We start from the raw sequence: 24,578 nt of genomic DNA on the forward strand, positions 1-24,578 counted from the left end.
CAGAAATCTGTATTGGGGAGCTTTCGAACCGTGAAAACAACACTCGATCTGAACGACGCGCTGCTGGCCGATGCCAAGGCGTTGGCCGCCCGGCAGCAGACCAGCCTCACAAGGCTGATCGAAGAGGGCCTGCAGCTTCGGCTCCGTGCCCAAAAGGCACCTGCCAAAGCGCCGCGCCTGCCCGTCTATCGCGGCCGCGGCGGCCTGGTGCCCGGACTGGATGGCCGCAGCAACAAGGCCATGCTGGACGCGGCAGACCAGGAATGACGCCGGACGTCAGCGTGCTGGTGGCCGCCTCTCGCAGCGACCATCCCCAGCACGGTGCCGCACGACGCTGGCTGCAGCAAGCCTAGGCGGACGCCGGCAGAGGCAAAGTGCTCATGCTTCAGCCCATGGCGGCCCATGCCACGGCGCGCAGCCTTTGCGCGCCCTGCCCGCGCTCGCCGCAAGCTGCCCCATCGAGCATTCACGCCCGCCCTGTCACGCGCGGCGTGTTCCCTCGCATGGCCCCGCACGACCCTGTGCGTGCGGCCGCCACCGCCTGATCGCGCTTCGCTGAGCAGGCACGCGAGTCCGGGCGCGCGGTCCCGGCATCCGAGTTCAGGAGCAGACAAGGGCTGAAAGCAACGGCCCCGGCAGCGCATTTCCGTTCGCTCTCTTCGAGCGACGAACACACACATACAAAGAGATTGAGGGAGTCAACAATGAAGGCAACATGCCTCCTGCCCGTGGCGATGGCCGCCATGGGCACCTGCGCCATGGCGCAGAATTCGACGGTCTTCGGCCGCGTGGACCTGGGCCTGCAGTCCATCGACATGGACGGTGCCAAGCGCACCGGCGTCGACAGCGGCAACTACACCAGCTCGCGGCTGGGCTTTCGCGGCACCGAGGACCTGGGCGGTGGCCTCAGCGCCCTGTACCACCTGGAGATGGGCATCGCCGCCGACAGCGGCACCGCCGGCAACGGCAACAGGCTGTTCAACCGCGGCAGCTACATGGGCCTCGCGGACAAGTCACTGGGCACGCTCACGCTGGGCCGGCAGTACACGCCCATGTTCTATCCCTTCCTGAACGCCGACGAGACCGGGCGGCTGCGGCTGGGCAACTACAGCACCGTGAACTCGATCCAGCGCACCAACCTGCTGCGCGTGGCGCAGGCCGCGCTGACGGTGCCGGTAGCCAACGGCGCGCTGGCCAGCGGCGCGAAGGGCACCTACAGCGCGGGCACCGGCTCCAGCTGGGAAGACAACCAGCTGCTCTACAAGACGCCCACCTTCGCGGGCTTCACCGCCTCGGTGTCGGCGAGTCCCTCGGAGAACTACACGGACTCGACCAAGCTGTACGGCGGCAACATCGAATACCGCAACGGCGCCTTCTACGCAGGGGGCGGCATCAACCGCAAGTACGGCAAGGTGACAGCCACCGGCGCGTTGCAGCGCTCGGACGAGGCGGTGCTGGGCGCGCTGTACGCCATCACCAGCAGCTTCAAGATCTGGGGCAACGTGCACGGCTGGGAAGTCGATCCGGGCGCCGGCGCGAGCGCGACCATCCAGGGTCGCGACGCCATGCTGGGCGCGTCCTACTGGACCAGCTCGGGCGAACTGTGGACCAACTATGCGCGCAAGACCGTCAGTTCATGCAGCGACTGCGGCTCCGACGGCCTGGGCATCGGCTACAACCACTTCCTGTCGAATCGCACGGAGCTGTACGTGGCCTACGGCCGCGTGGGCAACCAGCGCAATTCGGCCAACACCTTCATGAGCTACGCGCCGACCCAGTTCGGCGGCACGGTTCAAGGTTTGGCGGCCGGCATCGCGCACGTCTTCTGACGCCCTGAGCCCTCTGCGCCCGCGGCCTGCCGCGGGTGCAGGAGGGCCTTCACCAGCCCCACACCAGCCGTTTCGCAACCCAGCCGGTGCGGCCGCTCGCCGTGCGCACCTGCACCCAGTCGCCACGCTCTGCCAGCGTGCGCAGCACATCGCCATATTCAAGCCGTGCCACCACCGGGCTGCGCGTGCTCGCAGTGCGCCGCAGTTGGGCGACCTTGGCCTTCACCACGTGGTGCGGCGTGGCGGTGGTCATGGGGCGGTAGACCCAGGCCTTGTCGTTCTCGAAGTCGCTCACCTGCAGCCACTGGCCGCGCTGGGCCAGCACCTTGAGCGGGAAGCCCTTGCTCACGGTCCATTGCGCTGCGTGGCGCGTGCCGGGTCCGCTGCGCAGGCTCAGTTCATCCGTCTTCGCGCTGACCATCCTGGGCGACGCCGCCATCGCGGGCAGCATCGCGCCCCACCACAACAACAGGGCGCCCAGCAGCAGGGCTGGCCATCGGCCGATTCGGAACAACATGGACTGCGATTTCCTTTCTGGTTCGATCAAGAAAAATGCCTGCCGACATGGCAGGCACTTCGTCCGGGTCGCCTGAGAGGATTAAGTTCCGCGCGCGCTCAGCGGATCAGCATGCGCCACACCAGCTCGACCCCCGCGGCCCACAGGTCGCCGGTGAGCGCCAGGTTGTCGATGCGCTCCTTCTGTTCCTCGCGCTGCGCCTGCGAACGGCTGCGCTCGATGGCGACCAGCGCGTCGGCCAGGTCGGTCCTGCGCTCGGCCGCCGCAGCCGGCTTCGCGGCCTGTGCGTGGCGGTTCAGCGCCTGCTCCACCGCCTGCGGGTCCAGCAGCGAGAAAGGCGCGCGGCAGTGCGGGCAGGCATGGTCGCGGCGGATGTCGACCGGTGCGCCGCAGCCGGTGCAGAAGATCGCATCCACGCGCCGCGCCAGGTCCTCGATCTCGGGGGGCGTCAGCTGGCGCACGAATCCCTTCTCCACCATGAAGGAGGAGAAGGTGGCGAAGCGCCCATGGCCCTGCGTGCAGCGGTAGGTGACGTAGCGCCCGCTGCGCACGACATCGAAGCCATGCGCGAGGCCGCTTCGGCAGCGCGGGCAGCGCAGCGGATCGGCCAGCGAATGGCGGGCGTCGTCGCGGTGCGCGTGAAGAAGCTTGAAAAGGTCCAGCACCGCCGAGGGCGCCAGCTGCGTGTTCTCGCGCGGATCGAACCACAGGCCCTGGCAGGCAAAACAGATGTCGAGTTCGACGTGGCTGCCGATTCGCGTGGCGAAGCGGTGGGCCTCCATGGGCTGGAGGCAGGACGGACAGTTGGATGGCACGGGGCGAGTATCTCACCCGCCCCGCGGCCTTCAGCTCGCCTGGGTCAGTGCCAGGGCACCAGGAAGTCCTGGCTGATGCGCCCGCCCAGGTCGTTCACGCGGTCGAGGAACTGCGTGAGGTAGGCGTGCAGGCCGGTGGCCAGGATCTCCTCGACCTGGCCGTACTGCAGGTCGGCCAGCAGCTTGCCCGCGCGGCGCTGGGTCTGGGCGCTCTGCTGGTTGCGCACCTTGTCCAGGTTGAGCACCACCTCATGCAGGCAGGCATGCAGCGAGCGCGGCATGTCGGCGCGCAGGATGAGCAGCTCGGCCACGCGCTCGGGACGGATCACGTCGCGGTACACCTTGCGGTAGACCTCGAAGGCGGAGACGCTGCGCAGGATCGCGCTCCAGTGATAGAAGTCGTATTCCTGGTCTTCTTCCGTGGCGGTGCCGAAAAACTCGCTGTTGAGCGCATGGAACTTCACGTCCACCAGGCGGGCCGTGTTGTCGGCGCGCTCCAGGAAGGTGCCCAGGCGCGAGAAGTAGAAGGCATCGTCCTGCAGCATGGTGCCCAGCGTGACGCCGCGCGAGAGGTGCGAGCGGAACTTCACCCACTCGAAGAAGGCACCCGGATCGCGCTCGAACTCGCCGTTGCGCAGCATGCGGTTCACTTCGAGCCAGGTGGTGTTCTGCGTCTCCCATGCTTCGGTGGTGAGCGCGCCGCGCACGGCGCGGGCGTTCTCGCGCGCCGCGCGCAGGCACGAGACGATGGACGATGGGTTGCTCTCGTCCTTGACCATGAATTCCATGGTCGCCTCTGGCGTGATCTGCGCATGCTTCTCGTTGAAGGCCGGCAGCAGCTCGCTGATGGACAGCAGGCCCTGCCAGCCGTACTTGGCCACTTCGGCCGACTGCGGCAGCAGCGAGGTCTGGTAGTTCACGTCCAGCAGGCGCGCGGTGTTCTCGGCGCGCTCGGTGTAGCGCGACATCCAGTAGAGGTGGTCGGCGGTTCGCGACAGCATTGTTCTTGTCTCCCTCTTCTTCAGTTGCTCGACTGCGTCTGCGACTGGGACTGGCCCTGCGACTGCGACTGCGACTGGCCGGAGCGCCCGTTGCGCTCGCCTTCCATGATCCAGGTGTCCTTGGTCCCGCCGCCCTGCGAGGAGTTGACCACCAGCGAACCTTCCTTGAGCGCCACGCGGGTCAGGCCGCCGGGCACCATCTGCACCTCCTTGGCCGAGAGCACAAAGGGCCGCAGGTCGATGTGCCTCGGCGCGATGCCGGCGTCCACGAAGGTGGGCGAGGTCGACAGGCTCAGCGTGGGCTGCGCGATGTAGCCGTCGGGCTTGGCCAGCAGCGCGGCGCGGAATTCCTCGATCTCGGCATGCGTGGCGGCCGGGCCGATCAGCATGCCGTAGCCACCGGCGCCGTGCACTTCCTTGACCACCAGGTCCTTGAGGTGGGCCAGGGTGTAGTCCAGGTCCTCCTTGTTGCGGCACATGTAGGTGGGCACGTTCTTCAGGATCGGCTTCTCGCCCAGGTAGAACTCGATCATCTTGGGCACGTAGGGGTAGATGGACTTGTCGTCCGCCACGCCGGTGCCCACGCCGTTGCAGATCACGACGTTGCCGGCGCGGTAGGCGCGCATCAGGCCGGCGCAGCCCAGCGAGGAATCGGGGCGGAACACCTCGGGGTCGAGGAAGTCGTCGTCGACGCGGCGGTAGATGACGTCGATGCGCATCGGCCCCTGGGTGGTGCGCATGTAGACGAAGTCGTCCTTGACGAACAGGTCCTGGCCCTCGACCAGCTCCACGCCCATCTGCTGGGCGAGGAAGGCGTGCTCGAAGTAGGCGCTGTTGTACATGCCGGGCGTGAGCACCACCACCGTGGGCTCGGCCGTGGCCGGCGGCGCGCTGGCGCGCAGCGTTTCGAGCAGCAGGTCGGGGTAGTGGGCCACCGGCGCGATGCGGTTCTGGCTGAACAGCTCGGGGAAGAGCCGCATCATCATCTTGCGGTTTTCCAGCATGTAGCTGACGCCGCTGGGCACGCGCAGGTTGTCCTCCAGCACGTAGTACTCGCCGGCCCCGTCCGAGTCGGGCGCACGCACGATGTCGATGCCCGCGATGTTGGAGTACACGTCGTTGGGCACGTTCACGCCCATCATCTGGGGACGGAACTGCGCGTTGTTGGTGATCTGCTCGGCCGGGATGATGCCGGCCTTGAGGATTTCCTGGTCGTGGTAGACGTCGTGGATGAAGCGGTTGAGCGCCGTGACGCGCTGCGCCAGCCCCTTTTCCATGGACGACCACTCGTGCGCCGGGATGATGCGCGGCAAGAGGTCGAAGGGGATCAGCCGCTCTGTGCCGGCCCCGTCCTCGTCCTTGGCGCCGTACACGGCGAAGGTGATGCCCACCCGCCGGAAGATCATCTCGGCTTCTTCGCGCCGCCTTCGCATCAGCTCGCCCGGCTGCTTGGCGAGCCACTGGTCGTAGCGTTGGTAGTGCTTGCGAACCGCCGCGCCCGCATAGGGCAGCTGCTCGTACATCTCGTCGAATCTGTGCATGGTTACGACCCGTCTCTCCTGCGTACTTGCTTAGCAATTTCGAGGCCAGCAGCCTGTGCCTCGTCCCTGATTCACCGTATCCGGTGCTCCCAGTAGCGTTGCCACACCTCCCTTTCGCAGCGCCAGCCGGCTGGCTCGCTGCTGCGCCATCGTACTGCCCCGCAAGCGGCCGTGTCAGCCACCGGCACCCCTAGTGCCGCATAACGCGCCAGCACCTCGGGTGCCGGATGGCCGAAGCGGTTGCGGTAGCCGGCCTGCACCACCGCCAGGCGCGGCGCCACCGCATCGAGGAAGACGGCGGACGAGGAGGTCTTGCTGCCATGGTGCGGCGCGAGAAGGAAATCGGCGTGCGGAACGCCGGCCGCCGCAAGCGCGGCTTCCTGGTCGCGCTCGATGTCGCCGGCCAGGAGGGCGCTGCCATGCGCGCCCACGATGCGCAGAACGCAGGACAGGGCGTTGGGCTTGATGCCGGGCCGCGCCTCGTCGCCCGGCGACGGATGCAGCAGCTCGAAGCGCACGCCGTCCCATTCCCAGTGCTGGCCGGCCAGGCAGCGCCGGGCGGGGCGCAGCTTCTGCAGTGGATGACCGGCCTCGATCGAGCTCAGCAGGCCGGCCTGCGGCTGCATGGCCAGCACGGCTGCCGCTCCGCCCGTGTGGTCGCTGTCGCGATGGCTCAGCACCACCTCGTCCAGCCGCTCGCCCAGGGCGCGCAGCAGCGGCACCAGCACGCGCTGGCCGGCGTCGCTGTCCACGCCGTAGCGCGGGCCGGCGTCGTAGAGCAGGCTGTGGTGGGCCGTGCGCACCAGCACGGCGGCGCCCTGCCCCACGTCGGCCGCCAGCAGTTCGAACTCGCCGGTCGGCGGCCGGGGCGGCAGCCAGAGCAAGGCGGGCAGCAGCAGCGGCAACCCAAGCACGCGCATCTGCCAGGGCAGGCGCATCGCCAGAAGCAGTCCGCCGGCCACGCCGGCCGCTGCGGCCCACAAGGGCGGCGCGGGCCAGGACAGGGTGGCCCAGGGCCATGCCGCCACTGCATGCAGCAGCCACATCAGCGCCTGCACAGCCCACGCGGCCGCGGTCCACAGGGGAGGAACGAAGGTCCCGAGCAAGGCCAGCGGCAGCACGCCCAGCGTCACCCAGGGAATGGCGACGAGGTTGGCCAGCAGGCCGACCACCGACACCTGCTGGAACAGCAGCAGGCCCAGCGGCGTGAGCGCCAGCGTGACGACTGCCTGCTCCCGCAGCATGCGCACGCCCGCGCCGCGCAGCCCGCCCGGGTGCACCGGGGCACCGGCATCGGATGCGAAGAGCACGCCCACCGCCACGAAGCTGAGCCAGAAGCCCGCCTGCGTCAGCGCCCACGGGTCCAGCGCCACCACCGCCGCGCAGGCGCACAGCCACACCATGGGCCAGGGCCAGCGCAGCCCGGCGATGCGCAGCAGCGCCACCACGGCCAGCATGCACACGGTGCGCTGCGAAGGCACGCCCCAGCCGCTGAAAAGCGCGTACGCGCCGGCCAGCAGCACGCCGCCCGCCAGCGCGGCATGCGGGGCGGGCCAGCGCAGCATCAGGCGCGCGCTGCGCCGCCACAGCGCGCCCACGGCCCAGCCGGCCAGCCAGGCGAACAGGGTCACGTGGAGGCCGGAGATGCTCATCAGGTGCGCCACGCCCGTGGCGCGGAACACGTCCCAGTCGGCGCGCTCGATGGCCGACTGGTCGCCCGTCACCAGCGCCGCAATGACGCCCGCCACCTTCCTGTCGTCGACCCGCGCCTCGATGGCATCGCGCACCGCCTCGCGCGCCCGCTCCACCGGATGCGCCCAGCCTTGCGACAGGCGCACCGGTGCCGAATCGCCCGGCCCCAGCCGCACGTAGCCCGTGGCCTGTACGCCCTGCTCCCAGGCCCACAGCTCGTAGTCGAAACCATGCGGATTGCGGCTGCCATGCGGCGCCTTCAACCGCACGGTGAAGCGCCAGCGCTCGCCGGCGCGCGGCCTTGAGGCGCCCGCGTCGGCCTCGGCGTACCAGCCCAGCGATATGCCGGGCGGCAAGCGCGCATCGGGCGGCGATCCGTCGACATCGAAGCGGAAGCGGATGCCACCCTCGAAGCGCTGCGGCATCTGCGCCACCGTGCCGGTGACCACCAGCTCGCGCCCTTCGTCCGCCGGGTCGATGGCCTGGGTGGCGAAGGCACAGGCCCGAAGGCCGGTCACGCCCGCGCCCAGGCAGGCGCCGCCCACCAAGGCGGCAAGGAGCACAAAGCGCGTCCAGCGTGTGCGCCACCAGACGATGGCGGCAACGGCCAGCAGCCCGAGAACGGCCAGGGCCGCATAGCCGGGCCACGCCCAAAGCGCCGGCTGCCGCAACTGCAACGCATCGCCCAGCACCCATCCGCCCAGCGCCGCAAAGGGCCAGGCGGCCCGTGCGGCCTCCCTGAACTCCGACAACTCCACTCCCTGCCAGCGCCTGATTGGCGCATTACTTGCATTCTTGTCCGCTAGTATGCGCCGGACCATTTATCGGCCATGCTGGCGGCGCACGCCGTAAGTCCAGTCAGGAGAACCATGTCCATCCACGCCGCGCTTCATCACGTCACCCACTACAAGTACGACCGGCCGGTGCAGTTGGGGCCGCAGGTCGTGCGCCTGCGCCCGGCACCGCACTGCCGCAGCAACGTGATCTCGTATTCGCTTCGCATCGAGCCGGCGGAACACTTCATCAACTGGCAGCAGGACCCCTTCGCCAACTACCTGGCGCGGCTGGTCTTTCCGGAGAAGACCACCGAGTTCAAGGTCACGGTCGACCTGGTGGTGGAGATGGCGGTCTACAACCCCTTCGACTTCTTCCTGGAGCCGCAGGCCGAGAACTTCCCCTTCGGCTACACCGAGGCGCAGGCGCAGGAACTCGCCCCCTACCTGGCGGTGGAGCCGCCCACGCCGCTGGTGGCCGCCTACCTGGAAAAGGTCGACCGCAGCGAGCAGCGCACCATCGACTTCCTGGTCAAGATCAACCAGCAGGTGCAGCAGGACGTTCGCTACCTGATCCGCATGGAGCCCGGCGTGCAGTCGCCCGAGCAGACGCTGGAATGCGGCAGCGGCTCCTGCCGCGACTCGGGCTGGCTGCTGGTGCAGCTGCTGCGCCACATGGGCCTGGCGGCACGCTTCGTCTCGGGCTACCTGATCCAGCTCACGCCCGACGTGAAGGCGCTGGACGGCCCCAGCGGCACCGAGCACGACTTCACCGACCTGCATGCCTGGTGCGAGGTCTTCCTGCCCGGCGCCGGCTGGATCGGGCTGGACGCCACCTCCGGCCTGCTGGCCGGCGAAGGCCACATCCCGCTGGCCTGCACGCCAACGCCCTCAAGCGCGGCGCCCATCGAGGGCGCGGTCGACGAGGCCGAGGTGGAGTTCGGTCACGAGATGAAGGTCACGCGCATCTACGAGGCCCCGCGCGTCACCAAGCCCTACACCGCCGAGCAGTGGGAAGCCGTGCTGGCCCTGGGCGATGCGGTCGACAAGAAGCTGGTGGCCGGCGACGTACGCCTGACCATGGGCGGCGAGCCCACCTACGTGGCCACCGCCGACCGCGACGCGCCCGAATGGAACACCGAGGCCCTGGGCCCCACCAAGCGGGGCTACGCCACCGAGCTGGTGCAGCGGCTGCGCGCCGAGTATGGCGACGGCGGCTTCCTGCATTTCGGCCAGGGCAAGTGGTATCCCGGCGAGCAGCTGCCGCGATGGGCGCTGTCGATCTGCTGGCGTGCCGACGGGCAGCCCGTGTGGCGCAACCCCGAGCTCTTCGCCGACGAGCGCCATCCCACCCACTACACGGTCGGCGACGCCAAGCGCTTCATCGACGGGCTGACGCGCAAGCTCGGCCTGACCACCGGCTACATCCTGCCCGGCTATGAGGACGTCTACTACTTCCTCTGGCGCGAACGCCGCCTGCCGGTGAACGTCGACCCCTTCGACTCCAAGCTCGACGACGAGATGGAGCGTGCCCGCCTGCAGCGCGTGTTCACGCAGAAGCTCGACGCGGTGATCGGCTACATGCTGCCCATCGAGCCGGCCAACGCCAATCAGGGCGCACCGGCGCTGGCCGGCCCCGGCTGGAAGACCGGCCCCTGGTTCCTGCGCGACGACCGGCTCTACCTCATTCCCGGCGACTCGCCCATGGGCCTGCGCCTGCCGCTGGATTCGCAGCCCTGGACGCGCAAGACCGACTACCCCTACCTGATCGACCGCGACCCGAACGCACCGCAGGGCGCGCTGCCCGGCGCCGACCAGCTGCGCGGCCGCTACGGCCAGGGCAGCGCGGGCGCCGGTGGCGGCACGGGCGAAGGCCAGCCCGGGCGCGGCGACCGGGGCGCCGTGCCCTATGCCTTCGGCACGCCCGCCACCCCGCCGGCGGCCCTTCGCTTCCAGGACAGCGCGAGCGACCGCCAGGCCGCGGCCGCCCTGGCCGCACCCAGGCGCGGCGAATCGGCCCACGGCATCACCCGCACCGCCCTGTGCGTGGAAGTGCGCGACCCGCGCCGCGCCAACGGCCCGGCGGCCGAGAAGGTGGGCAGCGCCTCGGGCGTGCTCTACGTCTTCATGCCGCCGCTGGCGCGCCTGGAAGACTACCTGGACCTGCTCACGGCCGTGGAAGCCACCGCCGAGGACCTGGGCATGAAGATCGTGCTGGAGGGCTACCCGCCGCCGCGCGACGCGCGCCTGAAGCTGCTGCAGGTCACGCCCGACCCGGGCGTGATCGAGGTCAACATCCACCCGGCCCACGACTGGCGAGAACTGGTGCAGCACACCGAGTTTTTGTACGACGCGGCCTTCCAGACGCGCCTGTCCGCCGAGAAGTTCATGACCGACGGCCGCCACACCGGCACGGGCGGCGGCAACCACTTCGTGATGGGCGGCGCCACGCCGGCCGACAGTCCCTTCCTGCGCCGGCCCGAGCTGCTGGCCAGCCTGCTGCTGTACTGGCACAACCACCCCTCGCTGAGCTACCTGTTCTCGGGCATGTTCATCGGCCCGACCAGCCAGGCGCCGCGCGTGGACGAGGCCCGCAACGACCAGCTCTACGAGCTGGAGATCGCACTGGCGCAGATCGTTCGCAACCGCGAGAAGTACGGCCAGGACATGCCGCCCTGGCTGGTGGACCGCACGCTGCGCAACATCCTGATCGACGTCACCGGCAACACGCACCGCAGCGAGTTCTGCATCGACAAGCTCTACTCGCCCGACTCCAGCACCGGCCGCCTGGGCCTGCTGGAGTTGCGCGCCTTCGAGATGCCGCCGCACGCCCGAATGAGCGTGGCCCAGCAGCTGCTGCTGCGCGCGCTGGTGGCGCGCTTCTGGGACCGCGCCTACACCGCGCCGGCCACCCGCTGGGGCACCGAGCTGCACGACCGCTTCCTGCTGCCCACCTTCGTGAAGATGGACTTCGAGGACGTGATCGCCGAGATGAACACGGCCGGCTTCGCCTTCGACGCCGACTGGTTCGCTCCGCACCTGGAGTTCCGCTTCCCGCTGGTGGGCCAAGTGCGCTCCATGGGCGTGGAACTCACGCTGCGCAACGCGCTGGAGCCCTGGCACGTGATGGGCGAGGAAGGCGCGCCCGGCGGCACCGTGCGCTACGTCGACTCCTCGCTGGAGCGCATCGAGGTGCGCGTGACGGGCCTCAACGAAAGCCGCCATGTCGTCACCGTCAACGGCCGCGTGCTGCCTCTGCAGCCCACCGGCACCGTGGGCGAATTCGTGGCCGGCGTTCGCTACAAGGCGTGGAACCCGCCCTCGTCGCTGCACCCGGCCATCGGCGCCCACGCGCCGCTGACCTTCGACATCGTCGACACCTGGATGAAGCGCTCGCTGGGCGGCTGCCAGTATTTCGTGGCCCACCCGGGCGGGCGCAACTACGACACCTTCCCGGTCAACGCCTACGAGGCCGAGAGCCGCCGCCACGCGCGCTTCTCCCGCATGGGCCACACGCCCGGGATGCTGCGCACGCCGCCGGCCACCATCGAAATCGCCGGGAGTCGTGAATTTCCGTTCACGCTGGACCTGCGCCGCTGAAGAAGCAGACCGGTCGGGCGCCCCCGCACATGACGGCGATGTGACAATCGACCGCCTGTGGACCCGATCAACCCTTCTCTCTTCGACGCCGCCTCGCCCCAGGGCATGGCGGCCCTGGCCGCCAGCCTGGCGCCGCCGGCCGCGCCCGGGCATTTCGACGAACTGCGCGGCCGGGCCACGCGCCTGCCCCCGCCGCGCGGCAATGGCGCCCCCGCAAGCGCGCCTGCGACGCTGCTGCGCGACGTGGCCTCGCCCGAGCCTGCAGCCGAAACGGGCACGGCCGACGAACGCGCGGACCTTGACGACGACGCGATCGCCCCCGCCTGGTCGCATTTCTTCGAGGAGCTGGGCCCGGGCGGCTTCGCCGACCTGCCGCGCCGCGCCGTCAGCCTGGCCCGCCAGATCCGCGACAACGGCGTCACCTACAACGTCTATGCCGACCGCGACGGGCCGCAGCGGCCCTGGTCGCTGGACCTCTTCCCGCTGATCGTCTCGCCCGAGAGCTGGGCCGGCATCGAGGCCGGCGTGCTGCAGCGCATGCGCGTGCTCGACCGCGTGCTGGCCGACGTCTACGGCGAGCAGCAGATGCTGGCCGAGGGCCTGCTGCCGCCCGCCCTGGTGCAGGGCCACCCCGGCTACCTGCGCGCCATGCAGGGCGTGAAGCCGCCGGGCGACACCTGGCTGCACATCGCCGCCTTCGACCTGGCCCGCGGCCCGGACGGCAACTGGTGGGTGCTGTCGCAACGCACGCAGGCGCCCTCAGGCCTGGGCTACCTGCTGGAAAACCGCATCGCGATCTCGCGCCAGTTCCCGCAGGCCTTCGAATCGCTGCACGTGCAGCGGCTGGCGGCCACCTACAGCGCACTCATGGAAGCGCTGCAGCGCCTGTGCCCGGCCGGCGCGCCGCCGCACATCGCGCTGCTCACGCCCGGCCCCTACAACGAGACCTACTTCGAGCACGCCTACCTGGCGCGCTACCTGGGCATCACGCTGGTGGAGGGCAACGATCTCACGGTGCGCGACCAGCGCCTGTACCTGAAGACGCTGCAGGGCCTGCGCCCGGTGCACGGCCTCATCAAGCGCCTGGACGACGAGTTTCTCGACCCGCTTGAATTGCGCCCCGATTCCACCCTGGGCGTGCCGGGCCTGCTGCAGGCCATCCGCGCGGGCAACGTGCTGGTGGCCAACGCGCCGGGCTCGGCCTTCCTGGAATCGCCCGCGCTGCTGGGCTTCCTGCCGGCGCTGTCGCGGCGCCTGCTCGGCGAGCCGCTGGAGCTGCCCTCGCTGCCCACCTGGTGGTGCGGCGAGCGCGCCGCCATGGAAGCGGCGCTGCCGCAACTGACGGAGTGCGCCATCAAGGCCACGTACCCGGACGACGAGCGCAACTTCAGCGCCGTGCTGGGCAGCCAGCTCAACCGCCGCGAGCTGGACGAATGGGCCGGCCGCATCGCGCTGCAGGGCGAGGCGCACACGGTGCAGGGCTACCAGCCGCTGTCGCAGATGCCGACCTGGTCGCGCGAAGGCCAGATCGCCCCGCGCGCGGCATTGCTGCGCGTGTTCGCGGTGAGCGACGGCGCGCAAAGCTGGCGCGTGCTGCCCGGCGGCCTGGCGCGCCTGGCGGGCCAGGACCTGCAGATCGCCTCCATGCAGCGCGGCGGCAGCAGCGCCGACGTGTGGGTGCAGACCCACCAGCCCATCGACCGCACCAGCCTGCTGCCGGTGCATGCCACGCCGGCCTCGCTCGCGCGGCACCGCGCGCCGGTCACCAGCCGCGCGGCCGAGAACATGTTCTGGCTGGGCCGCTACACCGAGCGGGCCGAGAACGCGGTGCGCCTGGCGCGGCTTGCGCTGAGCCTGCTGTCCAGCGAAGACCAGTCCTCGCACGCGCTGCTCGAATGGCTGCACCAGATGGCGCGCCACAACGCCCTGGTGCCGCGCGACGTGCCCAGCGCGCCGCGCTCGCGCCGCGTGTTCGAGCGCTCGCTCATCGCCGAGCTGGGCAACCCCGACGGCGGCAGCGTGGGCTATTCGCTGCGCTGCATCCGCGACGCCGCCGGCGCGGTGCGCGAGCGCATGTCGCAGGACGTGTGGAACCAGATCGTGCGTGGCGAGGCGGAGTTCTCGCGCCAGGCCAGCGAGCAGGCGGCGGAGGTCGCCATGGGCGGCCTGGTCACCAGCGCGGTGCTGCGCAACCTGGAGGCGGCCAGCCAGTCGCTGGCCGCACTCACCGGCGTGCAGACCGACCGCATGACGCGCGACGACGCCTGGCGGCTGCTGTCCATCGGCCGGCACATCGAGCGCCTGTCCTTCCTCTCGGACGCCCTGGGCGTGGGCTTCGACATCGGCGCCGTGCACGAGCTGTCCGGCTTCGAGGCCATGGTGGCGCTGTTCGACAGCACCATCACCTTCCATGCCCGCTACCAGCAGCGCCGCGACGTAGCCACGCTGGTGGACCTGCTGGTGCTGGACGGCGACAACCCGCGCTCGCTGGCCTGGGTGACGCAGACATTGCGCGGGCGCATCGCGCGGTTGGCCGGCAGCGCGCCGGGCAAGCTCACCGCGCTGTCCTACGAGTTGCCAGATCCGGCCAACTGGACGCTGGAACACCTGTGCGCGCCGGGCGAAGGCGCGCACTACCCGGCGCTGGTCGAGCTGTTCGAGCAATGCGAGACGGCCGCCTACCACGTGTCCGATGCGATCGGCACGCGCTACTTCACGCTGACCTCCGAGTCGCTTCGTTCGGTCGGAGTCTGAGATGCTGCTCGAAGTCACGCACGAAACCCGCTACGCCTACACGCCGCCGGTCGAGACCGCGCAGCACCTGGCGCACCTCAGGCCGCTGGTCACCGCCTCGCAGGAACTGCTGGAGCACCGGCTGGAGATCACGCCCGAGCCGGCGCAGCGCAGCGAATCGGCCGACGGCTACGGCAACGCGCGCGCCTTCTTCGCGCTCGAATCCACGCACGAATCGCTCAGCGTGGTGGCGCGCAGCCTGGTGCGCACCTCGGCGCCCGTGCTGCCCGAGGCTGCGGCGCTTGCCCTGCCCTGGGAGCAGGTGCGCGAGCGCTTCCGCTACCGAAAGGGCGCGCCCTACGACGCCGCGGCGGAGTTCGTGTTTCCTTCGCGCTACGTGCCGCGCCACGACGACTTCGCGGCCTACGCCCGCCCCAGCTTCGCCGCGGGCCGCCCGCTGTTCGAGGCGGCGGAGGACCTGACGCTGCGCATGTTCACCGACTTCATCTACGACGGCGACAGCACCGAGATCAGCACGCCCGCGGTGCAGGCGCTGGCCCAGCGCCGCGGCGTGTGCCAGGACTTCGCGCACATCATGATCGCCTGCCTGCGCACCCTTGGCCTGCCGGCGCGCTACGTGAGCGGCTACCTGCTCACGCAGCCGCCCCCGGGCGAGGAGCGGCTGGTCGGCGCCGATGCCTCGCATGCCTGGGTGTCGGTCTACCTGCCGGGCGGCGAGGAAGCGGGCAGCTGGGTCGATTTCGACCCCACCAACGGCCGCCAGCCCGGGGAGGACTACGTCAGCCTGGCCGTCGGCCGCGACTTCGCCGACGTCTCGCCCATGCGCGGCGTGCTGCATGGCGGCGCGCGCCACACGCTCAAGGTCGGCGTGACGGTGCAGCCCGTCGACGCGCCGGCCGAAGACGAAGATGCGCAGGCACCGGCCGCCTGAAGACTGCCTTTCGAATGCGGCCGCGGGCCGAGCGAGAATGCGCGTCTTTGCCGCGAACCAGGAGATACCGCCATGAGCGTCTACGACAAGCTTTCCCAACTGGGCATCGCCCTGCCCCCGGTGGCCGTGCCGGCCGCAGCCTACGTGCCTTTCATGCGCACCGGTAACCTGGTCTTCCTCTCCGGCCACATCGCCAAGAAGGACGGCAAGCCCTGGGTCGGCCAGCTCGGCTCGGGCGCCAGCACCGAGGAAGGCCAGCAGGCCGCACGCGCCGTGGCCATCGACCTGATGGGCACCCTGCATGCCGCGGTGGGCGACCTGAACAAGGTCACGCGCATCGTCAAGCTGATGAGCCTGGTGAACTCCTCCTCCACCTTCACCGAGCACCACCTGGTGACCAACGGCGCCAGCAACCTCTTCGCCGAAGTCTTCGGCGACAAGGGTGCGCATGCGCGCAGCGCCTTCGGCGTGGCGCAGCTGCCCTTCGGCGTGCTGGTCGAGATCGAGCTGATCGCCGAAGTGGCCTGAGCGGCCACTCTCTTCGGGCAGACCCGGCCCCGGGAAAACACCCTTCGGCGCCGGGCCGGGGCTCCTTAAAGTCCCTTGCCCCCAACGACGGGGGCGAGGACGAGGAGAGAGGGCCCGCATGGAATTCGACTACATCGTCGTCGGCGGCGGCTCGGGCGGCGCCACCCTGGCCTCGCGCCTGAGCGAGGATCCGCGCGTCACCGTCTGCCTGATCGAGGCCGGCGGCGACGGCCGCGGCGTGCTGGTGCGCGCGCCGGCCGGCGTGGTGGCCCTGCTGCCGGGCCGGCCCTTCAGGATCAACAACTACGCCTACGAGACCGTGCCGCAGCCCGGCCTGGGCGGGCGCCGCGGCTACCAGCCGCGCGGGCGCTGCCTGGGCGGCTCCAGCGCCATCAACGCCATGCTCTACGTGCGTGGCCATCCCACCGACTACGAAGACTGGGCGCGCAACGGCTGCCCCGGCTGGCGCTACCAGGACGTGCTGCCCTACTTCCGGCGCGCCGAAGGCAACGAGCGCGGCGAGAGCACCTTGCACGGCGGCCACGGCCCGCTGAAGGTCTCGGAGCAGCGCAGCCCGCGCGGCATCACGCCGGCCTTCATCCATGCCGCGATGCAATGCGGCTTCCAGCGCAACGACGACTTCAACGGCCTCGACCAGGAAGGCGTGGGCTACTACCAGGTCACGCAGTTCCATGGCGGCGAGCGCAACGGCGAGCGCTGCTCGGCCGCCGCGGCCTACCTGCATCCGGTGATGGCGCACCGGGCCAACCTGCACGTGCGCACCGACACCCAGGCGCTGCGCGTGGTGATGGCCGGCCGGCGCGCGGTGGGCGTGGAGGTGCGGCGGGCCGGCGTGAAGGAAATCATCCGCGCGCGGCGCGAGGTGGCGCTGTGCGGCGGCGCCTTCAACTCGCCGCAGCTGCTGATGCTCTCGGGCATCGGCGATGCAGCGCACCTGGCCAGCCACGGCATCGAGGTGGCGCACGCGTTGCCGGGCGTGGGGCAGAACCTGCAGGACCACGCCGACTTCATCCTCTCGTGGCGCTCGAAGGTCACCGACCTGTTCGGCATCGGTGCCGCCGGCAGCTGGAACCTCCTCAAGGCCATCCGCCAGTGGCGCCGCGACGGCACGGGCCTGATCGCCACGCCCTTTGCCGAGGCGGGCGCCTTCCTCAGGACCTCGCCCGATCTGGAGCGGCCCGACGTGCAGTTGCACTTCGTGATCTCGGTGGTGGACGACCATGCGCGCAAGCTGCACGCGGGCTACGGCTTCTCGCTGCACACCTGCGTGCTGCGCCCCCAGGGCCGCGGCGAGGTGACGCTGGCCAGCCCGAACGCCGATGCACCGCCGCGCATCGACCCGAAGTTCCTGGAGCATGCGCAGGACATGGAGGTGCTGCTCAAGGGCACGCGCATGGCGCGGCGAATCCTCGATGCGCCGGCCATGGCGGGCTTCCGTCACCAGGAGGTCTACCTGAGCGGCAAGGAGAGCGACGAGGAACTGGAGCGGCACATCCGCTCGCGTGCCGACACCATCTACCACCCCGTGGGCACCTGCAGGATGGGCAGCGACCCGATGGCGGTGGTCGACCCGCAGCTGCGCGTGCACGGTGTCGAGGGCCTGCGCGTGGTGGATGCCTCGGTGATGCCCACGCTGATCGGCGGCAACACCAACGCGACGACCATCATGATCGCCGAGCGGGCGGCCGAATGGATGCGCGCGGCGCGCCAGCAGCGCATGGCGGCGGAAGCGGAAGCGATTGCTCCGCACGTGACGGTCGAGCAGACCTCGACCATCAGCGCCTATTGAGAACGTGCCGGGCGCGCCGGACTACGACGCGAGTTCGGGCTGCAGCACCAGCCGATCGGCGCCCGCGTAGCAGACGAAGCGCCGGTTGGTCGCGCGCCCGATGGCGCACAGGCCCACGCGCTGCGCCACGTCGTAGCCCATCTGCGTCATGCCGCTGCGCGAGACCACGATGGGCACGCCCATCTGGGCGGACTTGATGACCATCTCGCTGGTCAGCCGGCCCGTGGTGTAGAACACCCGCGCCGGGCCCAGGGCGCCCTCGCCTTCCTGCGGCCGCATGGCCATCCAGCCGGCGATGGTGTCGATGGCATTGTGGCGGCCCACGTCCTCCACGAAGATCTGCATCTCGGCGTCGGCGCCGCCTTCATCGCCCAGCGTGAACAGCGCGCAGCCATGCACCGACCCGGCCGACTTGTAGGTGCTCTCCTGGAGGCGGATGGCGTTGACCAGCGTGTACAGCTGCGCCTGCGTCATGCGCGTGGGTGGCAGCGCGATGCGGTCGACGTCGGCCATCAGCTCGCCGAACACGCTGCCCTGGCCGCAGCCGGTGGTCACCACCTTCTTGGCGGTGCGCTCCTCGATGCGGTCGACGCCGGCATGTGTCTTCACCGCCGCTGCGCCCACTTCCCAGTCGACCGTGATCGACTCGATGTCGAAGGCGCTCTTGACCAGCCGCTGGTTGAGCAGGTAGCCCAGCACCAGCAGTTCGGGCTGCGCGCCCAGCGTCATCAGGGTGACCAGTTCGCGCCGGTCGACGTAGATCGTGAGGTCGCGCTCGGCCGGGATCGACACGCGCTCGCGCGCGCCGTGCTCGTCGACCACCTCGACCTCGCGCGTGAGCGGTGCACGCGCGGCGGTCAGGCGAGGAAGCGGTGGGGTCGCTGTGCTGCCGCCTTGCCGCGTCACTGCTGCTTGGGCGCCGCTGCCCCGGGCTGCGCCGAGTTGGGTGGCGAAGTCGCGGGCGTCGCGGGCGAATGGGCGCCTGCGGCCTCCAGCGGCTTGGCAGCCTCCGGTGGCACGTAGGCAAAGACGCCGGGGTCGGTACACGGCGGGGTGGAAACGGCGGCAGGCACCGTCTTGCCGGCAGCGGTCGCGCTGGCGCGGTAGGCCGCGGCCGCCTTGTCCTGCGCCAGGCAGAGCTTGTAGGCATCGACCTTGCCGGTCCACGCCGTCTTCGCCGCGGCCTCGGCGGCCTTGGCCTTCGCTTCGGGCGTCGGCGCGGGCGGCGGCGGCAGCTTGGCCAGCGCCACCGGCGCGGCGGCCGCGATTGCCAGCATCAGTGCCAGGCCAGCGGGTGAGTTCTTCATGTGGAGCTTCCTTCCGTCGCCATGGGACGAGCAGCGCTGGCCGACCCCGGCGGGCCGCTGCGCTGTGCAGGGATCTTGCCGTCGACGATGTCGCGGTACCAGTAGGCATGGTGCTCGCGCGCCCAGGTCTCGTCCACGTAGCCTTCGCGCATGGCCTTGTAGGCGCCGGTCATGCCCAGCGTGCCGATGTAGATGTGGCCCAGGATCAGGCAGATCATCAGCAGCGTGGCCACTGCGTGGATCATGTGCGCGATCTGCATCTCGCCGCGGGTGTAGACGAAGCCGGGCAGCAGCTTGTCCAGGAACAGGCCCGAGACGGCGACGATCAGCCCCAGGAACATCACGCCGCCCCAGAACACCGCCTTCTCGCCGGCATTGAAGCGGTTCGACGGCGGCTCGCTCTTGCCGCCGAACAGGCCGCCGGCCTTGAGCAGCCAGTGCAGGTCGCCCTTCTGCGGCAGGTTGTCGCGGATGAAGGTCACGATCATGAAGACCGTGGTGATGACGAACAGCGGACCGACGAAGTTGTGGATGTTCTTGAGCGCGTACGTGAGGTAGCCGAAGAGCGACGCGCCCATCACCGGCAACAGGAAGAACTTGCCGAAGGCCATCACGATGCCGCTGATGGCCAGCGTGACGAAGGCGATGGCGTTGGACCAGTGCGTGGCGCGCTCGAAGGGCGTGAAGCGCTCGATCTTGCGGCCGGTCTCGTGGCTGTGCAGCTGGATGGGGCCGCGCGAGAAATAGTAGATGGCCAGGGCCAGCAGCGTGACGAAGATCAGCGCCGCGCCGTAGGGAATGATCCAGTTGTTGCGCACCTGGCGCCAGGCTTCGCCGGCATTGGTGCGCAGGGCACCCGGGTAGTCGACGATCGGCTGGATCAGGTTGCCGGCCTCGGGCGCCTCGGACCTGGGCAGGCTCGAGTAGCCGGTGAGGCCCTGCCCCACCTGCCGCCACATGGGCGCATTGTTGCCAGGCTGCACCTTGGCGCGCTCGCCGTTGCTCTGCTGCAGATAGCCAGGCTGCTCGCTGGCCTCGGGCTTCACGTCGAAGATGTTCTGGCTCTGGATGCCGCCGGGGGCGGCGGCCGGAGCAGCGGGCGTGGCAGCGGGTGCCGGGGCGACGGTGCCCTGGGCCGTCGGTGCCTGGGACTGCTGCGCCTGCACGCCGCCTGCGAAGGCGGCGCCCAGGGCCGCGGCCGCGAGGACCAGGGCGCTCAGCGTTCTGTTCATGCCGGGGCTCCCTTCGTCATTGGGTGCGCGTGTACTCGTTCTGCCCGTTCTGGGCGCGGGTCTTGAGCTCTTCCTGCCAGGAGGCCTTGTCGCCCACCTTCCAGCCCGGCGCGGTGAAGGCGGTGCCGCCGCCTTCCTTCTGCGTGCCGTTGGCGGTGCCGCTCCACGGCGCCGCATCGAGCTTCACGCCCTCGGCGTTGGTCTGCGGCTTCTCGCCGCAGGCGACGAGAAGCGACGCAGCACCGAGCGCTGCGATCACTGCGGCGGCGCGCTTCATTGCTTCACCCCGTTGGTGGGCTTGCCGGCCTGCTGCGAGCCGTAGGCCGTGCCCCAGCCCCACACCTCGGCGCCCTTGCCGCGATGCAGCACGCGGGTGCGGAAGATGTCGGCCACCACGTCGCCGTCGCCGGCCAGCAGGGCCTTGGTCGAGCACATCTCGGCGCAGGCTGGCAGCTTGCCTTCGGCCAGGCGGTTGCGGCCGTACTTCTCGAACTCGGCCTGCGAGCCGTTGGCCTCGGGGCCGCCGGCGCAGAAGGTGCACTTGTCCATCTTGCCGCGGGCGCCGAAGGTGCCCTGGGCCGGGAACTGCGGTGCGCCGAAGGGACAGGCATAGGAGCAGTAGCCGCAGCCGATGCACACGTCCTTGTCATGCAGCACCACGCCTTCTTCGGTGCGGTAGAAGCATTGCACCGGGCACACCGCCATGCAGGGCGCATCGGAGCAGTGCATGCAGGCCACCGAGATCGACTTCTCGCCCGGCACCCCGTCGTTGAGCGTGACCACGCGGCGGCGGTTCACGCCCCAGGGCACCTCGTTCTCGTTCTTGCAGGCGGTGACGCAGCCGTTGCACTCGATGCAACGTTCAGAGTCGCAGACAAATTTCATTCGTGCCATTGGACTTCCTTAGGCCTTCTCGACGTTGCAGATGGTCGACTTCGTTTCCTGCATCATGGTCACGCTGTCGTAGCCGTAGGTGGTGCCGGTGTTGACCGCCTCGCCGCGCACCACCGGGTGCGCGCCGGCGGGGTAGTAGGGCAGCATGTCGGCGCCCTGCCAGCGACCCGAGAAGTGGAAAGGCATGAACACGGTGTCGGGCGCCACGCGCTCGGTCACCAGGGCCTGCACGTTGAGCCTCGCGCCGGTGGGCGTGTGCACCCAGGCGCGCTCGCCGTTGCGGATGTTCTTCTCTGCCGCCACCTTGGGATTGATCTCGACGAACATCTCCTGCTGCAGCTCGGCCAGCCAGGGGTTGGAGCGCGTCTCCTCGCCACCGCCTTCGTACTCGGTGAGGCGGCCGGAGGTGAGGATGAACGGGAATTTCTCCGCCACCTTGTCCGCCACGTTCTTGTCCTGCACGCTCTTGTAGAGCGTGGGCAGGCGCCAGAAGGTGGCGATGTCCTTGTGCGTCGGGTACTTGGCCACCAGGTCGGCCCGGTTGCCGTACAGCGGCTCGCGGTGCACCGGCACCGGGTCCGGAAAGTTCCACACCAGCGCGCGCGCCTTGGCGTTGCCGAAGGGATGGCAGCCATGGTTCTTCATGAACACCCGGATCATCCCGCCCGAGGAGTCGGTCTTCCAGTTCTTGCCCTCGGCCTTGGGCTTTTCTTCCGGCGTGAGCTCGTCCCACCAGCCCAGCTTCTTGAGCAGCACGTGGTCGAGCTCGGGGTAGCCGGTGGCGATGTCCGCACCCTTGGAGCAGGAGCCGTCCTCGGCCAGCAGGTTCTGCCCGTCGCGCTCCACGCCGAAGTTCGCGCGGAAGTTGCCGCCGCCGTCCATCACGTGCCTGGAGGTGTCGTACAGGTTGGGGCTGCCCGGGTGCTTGAGTTCGGGCGTGCCGTAGCAGGGCCACGGCAGGCCGAAGTAGTCGCCCGCGATGTCGTAGCCGTTGACCTTGTCCTTCACCGAGCCCTTGGCGCGCAGCGTGGTGACGTCGAAGGCGCCCATGTTGCGCATGTGCGCCTGCAGGCGCTCGGGGCTCTGGCCCGTGTAGCCGATGGTCCAGTTGGTGCGGTTGATCTCGCGCAGGATGTCCTCGGGCACCGGCTCGTCCATGCCCTTGACCTTCTGCATCTTGTAGTTCTTGGACAGCTCCTTGCCGAAGCCCAGGCGGTCCGCGAATTGCTGCATGATCATGTGGTCGCTGCGGCTTTCCCACAGCGGCTCGATGACCTTCTCGCGCCACTGCAGCGAGCGGTTCGATGCGGTCACCGATCCGCTGGTCTCGAACTGCGTGCATGCGGGCAGCAGATAGACGGCGCGGTTGGGGTTCTGGTCTTCCGGCCGGCCCGGCATGGCCGCCATCGCGGCGGTGGCCGACGGGTACGGGTCCACCACCACCAGCAGGTCCAGCTTGTCCATGGCCCGCTTCATTTCCAGGCCGCGGGTCTGCGAGTTGGGCGCATGGCCCCAGAAGAACACGCCGCGCAGGTTGGAATCCTGGTCGATCAGCTCGTTCTTCTCCAGCACGCCGTCGATCCAGCGCGAGACCGTCATGCCGGGCTTGAACATCATGGCCGGCGAGGCGTACTGCGCCTTGATCCACTCGTAGTCCACGCCCCATCCGGCAGCGAAGTGCTTCCACGAGCCTTCCACCAGGCCGTAGTAGCCCGGCAGCGAGTCGGGGTTGGGGCCCACGTCGGTGGCGCCCTGCACGTTGTCGTGGCCGCGGAAGATGTTGGTGCCGCCACCCGACACGCCCACGTTGCCCAGCGCCAGCTGCAGGATGCACGAGGCGCGCACGATGGCGTTGCCGATGGTGTGCTGGGTCTGGCCCATGCACCACACGATCGTGCTCGGCTTGTTCTGCGACATCCACGTGGCGACCTTCAGCACCTGCGCCTCGGGCACGCCGCAGACTTCCTCGACCTTGTCGGGCGTCCACTTGGTCATCACCTCTTCGCGCACCTTGTCCATGCCGAAGACGCGGTCGTTGATGTACTTCTTGTCTTCCCAGCCGTTCTTGAAGATGTGGTGCAGCATCCCGAACAGGAAGGCGATGTCCGAGCCCGAGCGGATGCGCACGTACTCGTCGGCCTTGGCCGCCGTGCGGGTGAAGCGCGGGTCGACCACGATCACCTTGCAGCCGTTCTCCTTGGCATGCAGCAGGTGCAGCATGCTCACCGGATGCGCCTCGGCCGCATTGGAGCCGATGTACATCGCCACCTTGGCGTTGCGCATGTCGTTGTAGGAGTTGGTCATGGCACCGTAGCCCCAGGTGTTCGCAACGCCCGCCACCGTGGTGGAGTGGCAGATGCGCGCCTGGTGGTCGCAGTTGTTGGTGCCCCAGAAGCTGACCCACTTGCGCAGCAGGTAGGCCTGCTCGTTGCTGTGCTTGGACGAGCCGATGAAGTAGACCGAATCGGGCCCGCTGGCCTTCTTCAGCTCCTGCATGCGCGCCACGATCTCGGTCAGGGCCGTGTCCCAGCTGATGCGCTCGTACTTGCCGTTGACCAGCTTCATCGGGTAGCGCAGGCGGTATTCGCCATGGCCGTGCTCACGCAGCGCGGCGCCCTTGGCGCAGTGCGCGCCCAGGTTGATGGGCGAGTCGAAGACCGGCTCCTGGCGCACCCACACGCCGTTCTCCACCACCGCATCGGAGGCGCAGCCCACCGAGCAGTGCGAACAGACGGTGCGCCGCACCTCGACCTTGCCGGCGCCGATCGCCGGGGCGCTGCCCGGCGCCGCCTGCGCCTTGCGCATCAGGGTGAGCTGGCCGGCCGCGAGGCCGACGCCGACGCCCAGGCCGGAACGGCGCAGGAAGGAGCGCCGGTCCATCGTCGGCATGGCATGGGCCAGGCCGCGCCGCAGGCTGTGGACGAAGAGTGAGTTGCTGGAGGTGTCGGGGTTTTGGTTTGAAGCGATGGCGGAGGCGCCATTCGGCTTGCGGGTCAGCAGCATCGTGGGTGGTCCTCAGGCGGAAGTGGTCCGGTAGTAGCGCTTCACGTGTTCGGAAAGCTGGTAGCCCCCACCCTTCTCGGGCGCCGGCTTGGCGCTTGGCTCTTCTGCGAGGCCCGAGGCATCGACCCGGGGCAGCACCGCGACGGCGGCGGCGGCTGCACCCACTCCTGCGGCACCGGCGAAGAATCGCCGGCGCGAGCTTTTTTCTTTTTCGTTCATGTGGCTGTCCTGCATGTGTTCACTCCAGGATTGGCTTCATCGATCGGGAGATATGAACCCAATTACATAGGTTTGCATAGTAGACAAGACCCTTACAGCGCGGGCAACAAAGCCCCCGAACTTTGGTCAGGC

General features: G+C 69.5%; 19 protein-coding genes. 7 read left to right on the forward strand and 12 right to left on the reverse strand.

Translation table 11 applies throughout. From position 1 onward, the window contains the following. Positions 1 to 30 precede the first annotated feature (30 nt). A complete protein-coding gene (locus BM345_RS03790) occupies positions 31 to 267 on the forward strand; it encodes a DUF6364 family protein (RefSeq protein WP_093375708.1) in 237 nt (78 codons plus the stop codon). Positions 268 to 704: 437 nt separating this feature from the next. Then, on the forward strand, positions 705 to 1,829 hold the full coding sequence (locus BM345_RS03800) for a porin (protein ID WP_093375710.1): 1,125 nt from the start codon (positions 705 to 707) through the stop codon (positions 1,827 to 1,829). Positions 1,830 to 1,878: 49 nt separating this feature from the next. Here the strand turns inward: BM345_RS03800 and BM345_RS03805 are convergent, their stop codons facing one another. From BM345_RS03805 to BM345_RS03825, 5 genes are all read right to left on the reverse strand, one after another. Then, positions 1,879 to 2,346, reverse strand: coding sequence for an SH3 domain-containing protein (locus tag BM345_RS03805; RefSeq protein WP_254789511.1), 468 nt, complete (start codon positions 2,344 to 2,346; stop codon positions 1,879 to 1,881). A gap of 98 nt (positions 2,347 to 2,444) precedes the next feature. Beyond that, positions 2,445 to 3,161, reverse strand: a complete 717-nt coding sequence (locus BM345_RS03810) for a zf-TFIIB domain-containing protein (RefSeq protein ID WP_302847482.1) — start codon at positions 3,159 to 3,161, stop codon at positions 2,445 to 2,447. Positions 3,162 to 3,205: 44 nt separating this feature from the next. Then, positions 3,206 to 4,162 carry an alpha-E domain-containing protein gene (locus BM345_RS03815; RefSeq protein ID WP_093375714.1) on the reverse strand — a complete coding sequence of 319 codons (957 nt, stop codon included), beginning with the start codon at positions 4,160 to 4,162 and terminating at the stop codon, positions 3,206 to 3,208. A 20-nt stretch (positions 4,163 to 4,182) separates the two neighbouring features. After that, positions 4,183 to 5,703: a circularly permuted type 2 ATP-grasp protein gene (locus tag BM345_RS03820; protein WP_093375716.1), complete on the reverse strand. Its 1,521-nt coding sequence runs from the start codon at positions 5,701 to 5,703 to the stop codon at positions 4,183 to 4,185. Between the two features lie 71 nt (positions 5,704 to 5,774). Beyond that, positions 5,775 to 8,147: a DNA internalization-related competence protein ComEC/Rec2 gene (locus BM345_RS03825; protein WP_254789513.1), complete on the reverse strand. Its 2,373-nt coding sequence runs from the start codon at positions 8,145 to 8,147 to the stop codon at positions 5,775 to 5,777. Between the two features lie 117 nt (positions 8,148 to 8,264). Between BM345_RS03825 and BM345_RS03830 the strand changes: the two genes are divergently transcribed. From BM345_RS03830 to BM345_RS03850, 5 genes are all read left to right on the forward strand, one after another. Beyond that, positions 8,265 to 11,768, forward strand: a complete 3,504-nt coding sequence (locus BM345_RS03830) for a transglutaminase family protein (RefSeq protein WP_093375720.1) — start codon at positions 8,265 to 8,267, stop codon at positions 11,766 to 11,768. Between the two features lie 105 nt (positions 11,769 to 11,873). Beyond that, entirely contained in the window at positions 11,874 to 14,522 is a 2,649-nt protein-coding gene (locus tag BM345_RS03835; protein ID WP_175544905.1) for a circularly permuted type 2 ATP-grasp protein, read from the forward strand. Between the two features lies 1 nt (position 14,523). Continuing rightward, the gene (locus tag BM345_RS03840) at positions 14,524 to 15,453 is read left to right on the forward strand and encodes a transglutaminase family protein (protein ID WP_093375724.1); all 930 of its coding nucleotides are present in this window, start codon (positions 14,524 to 14,526) and stop codon (positions 15,451 to 15,453) included. Positions 15,454 to 15,525: 72 nt separating this feature from the next. Further along, complete coding sequence (locus tag BM345_RS03845; RefSeq protein ID WP_093375726.1) at positions 15,526 to 15,981, forward strand: RidA family protein; 456 nt, start codon at positions 15,526 to 15,528, stop codon at positions 15,979 to 15,981. A gap of 118 nt (positions 15,982 to 16,099) precedes the next feature. Next, positions 16,100 to 17,791 (forward strand): GMC family oxidoreductase, encoded by a 1,692-nt coding sequence (locus BM345_RS03850; protein WP_093375728.1) that lies wholly within the window; start codon positions 16,100 to 16,102, stop codon positions 17,789 to 17,791. A gap of 21 nt (positions 17,792 to 17,812) precedes the next feature. On the opposite strand, the gene BM345_RS03855 is transcribed toward BM345_RS03850, so the two are convergent. Genes BM345_RS03855 through BM345_RS03885 form a run of 7 tightly spaced genes read right to left on the reverse strand, consistent with a single transcriptional unit; the run spans position 17,813 to position 24,461 of the window. After that, positions 17,813 to 18,697, reverse strand: a complete 885-nt coding sequence (locus BM345_RS03855) for a formate dehydrogenase accessory sulfurtransferase FdhD (RefSeq protein WP_093375730.1) — start codon at positions 18,695 to 18,697, stop codon at positions 17,813 to 17,815. Beyond that, positions 18,694 to 19,098: a hypothetical protein gene (locus BM345_RS03860; protein ID WP_093375732.1), complete on the reverse strand. Its 405-nt coding sequence runs from the start codon at positions 19,096 to 19,098 to the stop codon at positions 18,694 to 18,696. Before BM345_RS03860 ends, BM345_RS03855 begins: the two co-directional genes overlap by 4 nt. Continuing rightward, positions 19,095 to 20,330: a formate dehydrogenase subunit gamma gene (locus BM345_RS03865; protein ID WP_093375734.1), complete on the reverse strand. Its 1,236-nt coding sequence runs from the start codon at positions 20,328 to 20,330 to the stop codon at positions 19,095 to 19,097. The genes BM345_RS03860 and BM345_RS03865 overlap by 4 nt, the downstream gene beginning before the upstream one ends. Positions 20,331 to 20,346: 16 nt before the next feature. Further along, positions 20,347 to 20,607: a hypothetical protein gene (locus tag BM345_RS03870; protein WP_093375736.1), complete on the reverse strand. Its 261-nt coding sequence runs from the start codon at positions 20,605 to 20,607 to the stop codon at positions 20,347 to 20,349. Next, positions 20,604 to 21,224 carry a formate dehydrogenase FDH3 subunit beta gene (fdh3B, locus tag BM345_RS03875; RefSeq protein WP_093375738.1) on the reverse strand — a complete coding sequence of 207 codons (621 nt, stop codon included), beginning with the start codon at positions 21,222 to 21,224 and terminating at the stop codon, positions 20,604 to 20,606. The genes BM345_RS03870 and fdh3B overlap by 4 nt, the downstream gene beginning before the upstream one ends. Positions 21,225 to 21,233: 9 nt before the next feature. Next, positions 21,234 to 24,227, reverse strand: coding sequence for a formate dehydrogenase subunit alpha (locus BM345_RS03880; protein ID WP_093375740.1), 2,994 nt, complete (start codon positions 24,225 to 24,227; stop codon positions 21,234 to 21,236). Between the two features lie 12 nt (positions 24,228 to 24,239). Further along, positions 24,240 to 24,461 (reverse strand): formate dehydrogenase, encoded by a 222-nt coding sequence (locus BM345_RS03885; RefSeq protein WP_093375742.1) that lies wholly within the window; start codon positions 24,459 to 24,461, stop codon positions 24,240 to 24,242. Between the last annotated feature and the right edge of the window lie 117 nt (positions 24,462 to 24,578).

It is taken from the genome of Variovorax sp. OV329 (assembly GCF_900114785.1).
Classification (GTDB): Bacteria; Pseudomonadota; Gammaproteobacteria; order Burkholderiales; family Burkholderiaceae_C; genus Variovorax.

Excerpts from the sequence above, each read along its gene's own strand:
- BM345_RS03800 (WP_093375710.1), top strand. The coding sequence starts at position 705 with ATGAAGGCAACATGCCTCCTGCCCGTGGCGATGGCCGCCATGGGCACC.
- BM345_RS03805 (WP_254789511.1), bottom strand. The coding sequence starts at position 2,346 with ATGTTGTTCCGAATCGGCCGATGGCCAGCCCTGCTGCTGGGCGCCCTG.
- BM345_RS03815 (WP_093375714.1), bottom strand. The coding sequence starts at position 4,162 with ATGCTGTCGCGAACCGCCGACCACCTCTACTGGATGTCGCGCTACACC.
- BM345_RS03820 (WP_093375716.1), bottom strand. The coding sequence starts at position 5,703 with ATGCACAGATTCGACGAGATGTACGAGCAGCTGCCCTATGCGGGCGCG.
- BM345_RS03830 (WP_093375720.1), top strand. The coding sequence starts at position 8,265 with ATGTCCATCCACGCCGCGCTTCATCACGTCACCCACTACAAGTACGAC.
- BM345_RS03835 (WP_175544905.1), top strand. The coding sequence starts at position 11,874 with ATGGCGGCCCTGGCCGCCAGCCTGGCGCCGCCGGCCGCGCCCGGGCAT.
- BM345_RS03840 (WP_093375724.1), top strand. The coding sequence starts at position 14,524 with ATGCTGCTCGAAGTCACGCACGAAACCCGCTACGCCTACACGCCGCCG.
- BM345_RS03845 (WP_093375726.1), top strand. The coding sequence starts at position 15,526 with ATGAGCGTCTACGACAAGCTTTCCCAACTGGGCATCGCCCTGCCCCCG.
- BM345_RS03850 (WP_093375728.1), top strand. The coding sequence starts at position 16,100 with ATGGAATTCGACTACATCGTCGTCGGCGGCGGCTCGGGCGGCGCCACC.
- BM345_RS03860 (WP_093375732.1), bottom strand. The coding sequence starts at position 19,098 with ATGAAGAACTCACCCGCTGGCCTGGCACTGATGCTGGCAATCGCGGCC.
- BM345_RS03865 (WP_093375734.1), bottom strand. The coding sequence starts at position 20,330 with ATGAACAGAACGCTGAGCGCCCTGGTCCTCGCGGCCGCGGCCCTGGGC.
- BM345_RS03870 (WP_093375736.1), bottom strand. The coding sequence starts at position 20,607 with ATGAAGCGCGCCGCCGCAGTGATCGCAGCGCTCGGTGCTGCGTCGCTT.
- fdh3B (WP_093375738.1), bottom strand. The coding sequence starts at position 21,224 with ATGGCACGAATGAAATTTGTCTGCGACTCTGAACGTTGCATCGAGTGC.
- BM345_RS03880 (WP_093375740.1), bottom strand. The coding sequence starts at position 24,227 with ATGCTGCTGACCCGCAAGCCGAATGGCGCCTCCGCCATCGCTTCAAAC.
- BM345_RS03885 (WP_093375742.1), bottom strand. The coding sequence starts at position 24,461 with ATGCAGGACAGCCACATGAACGAAAAAGAAAAAAGCTCGCGCCGGCGA.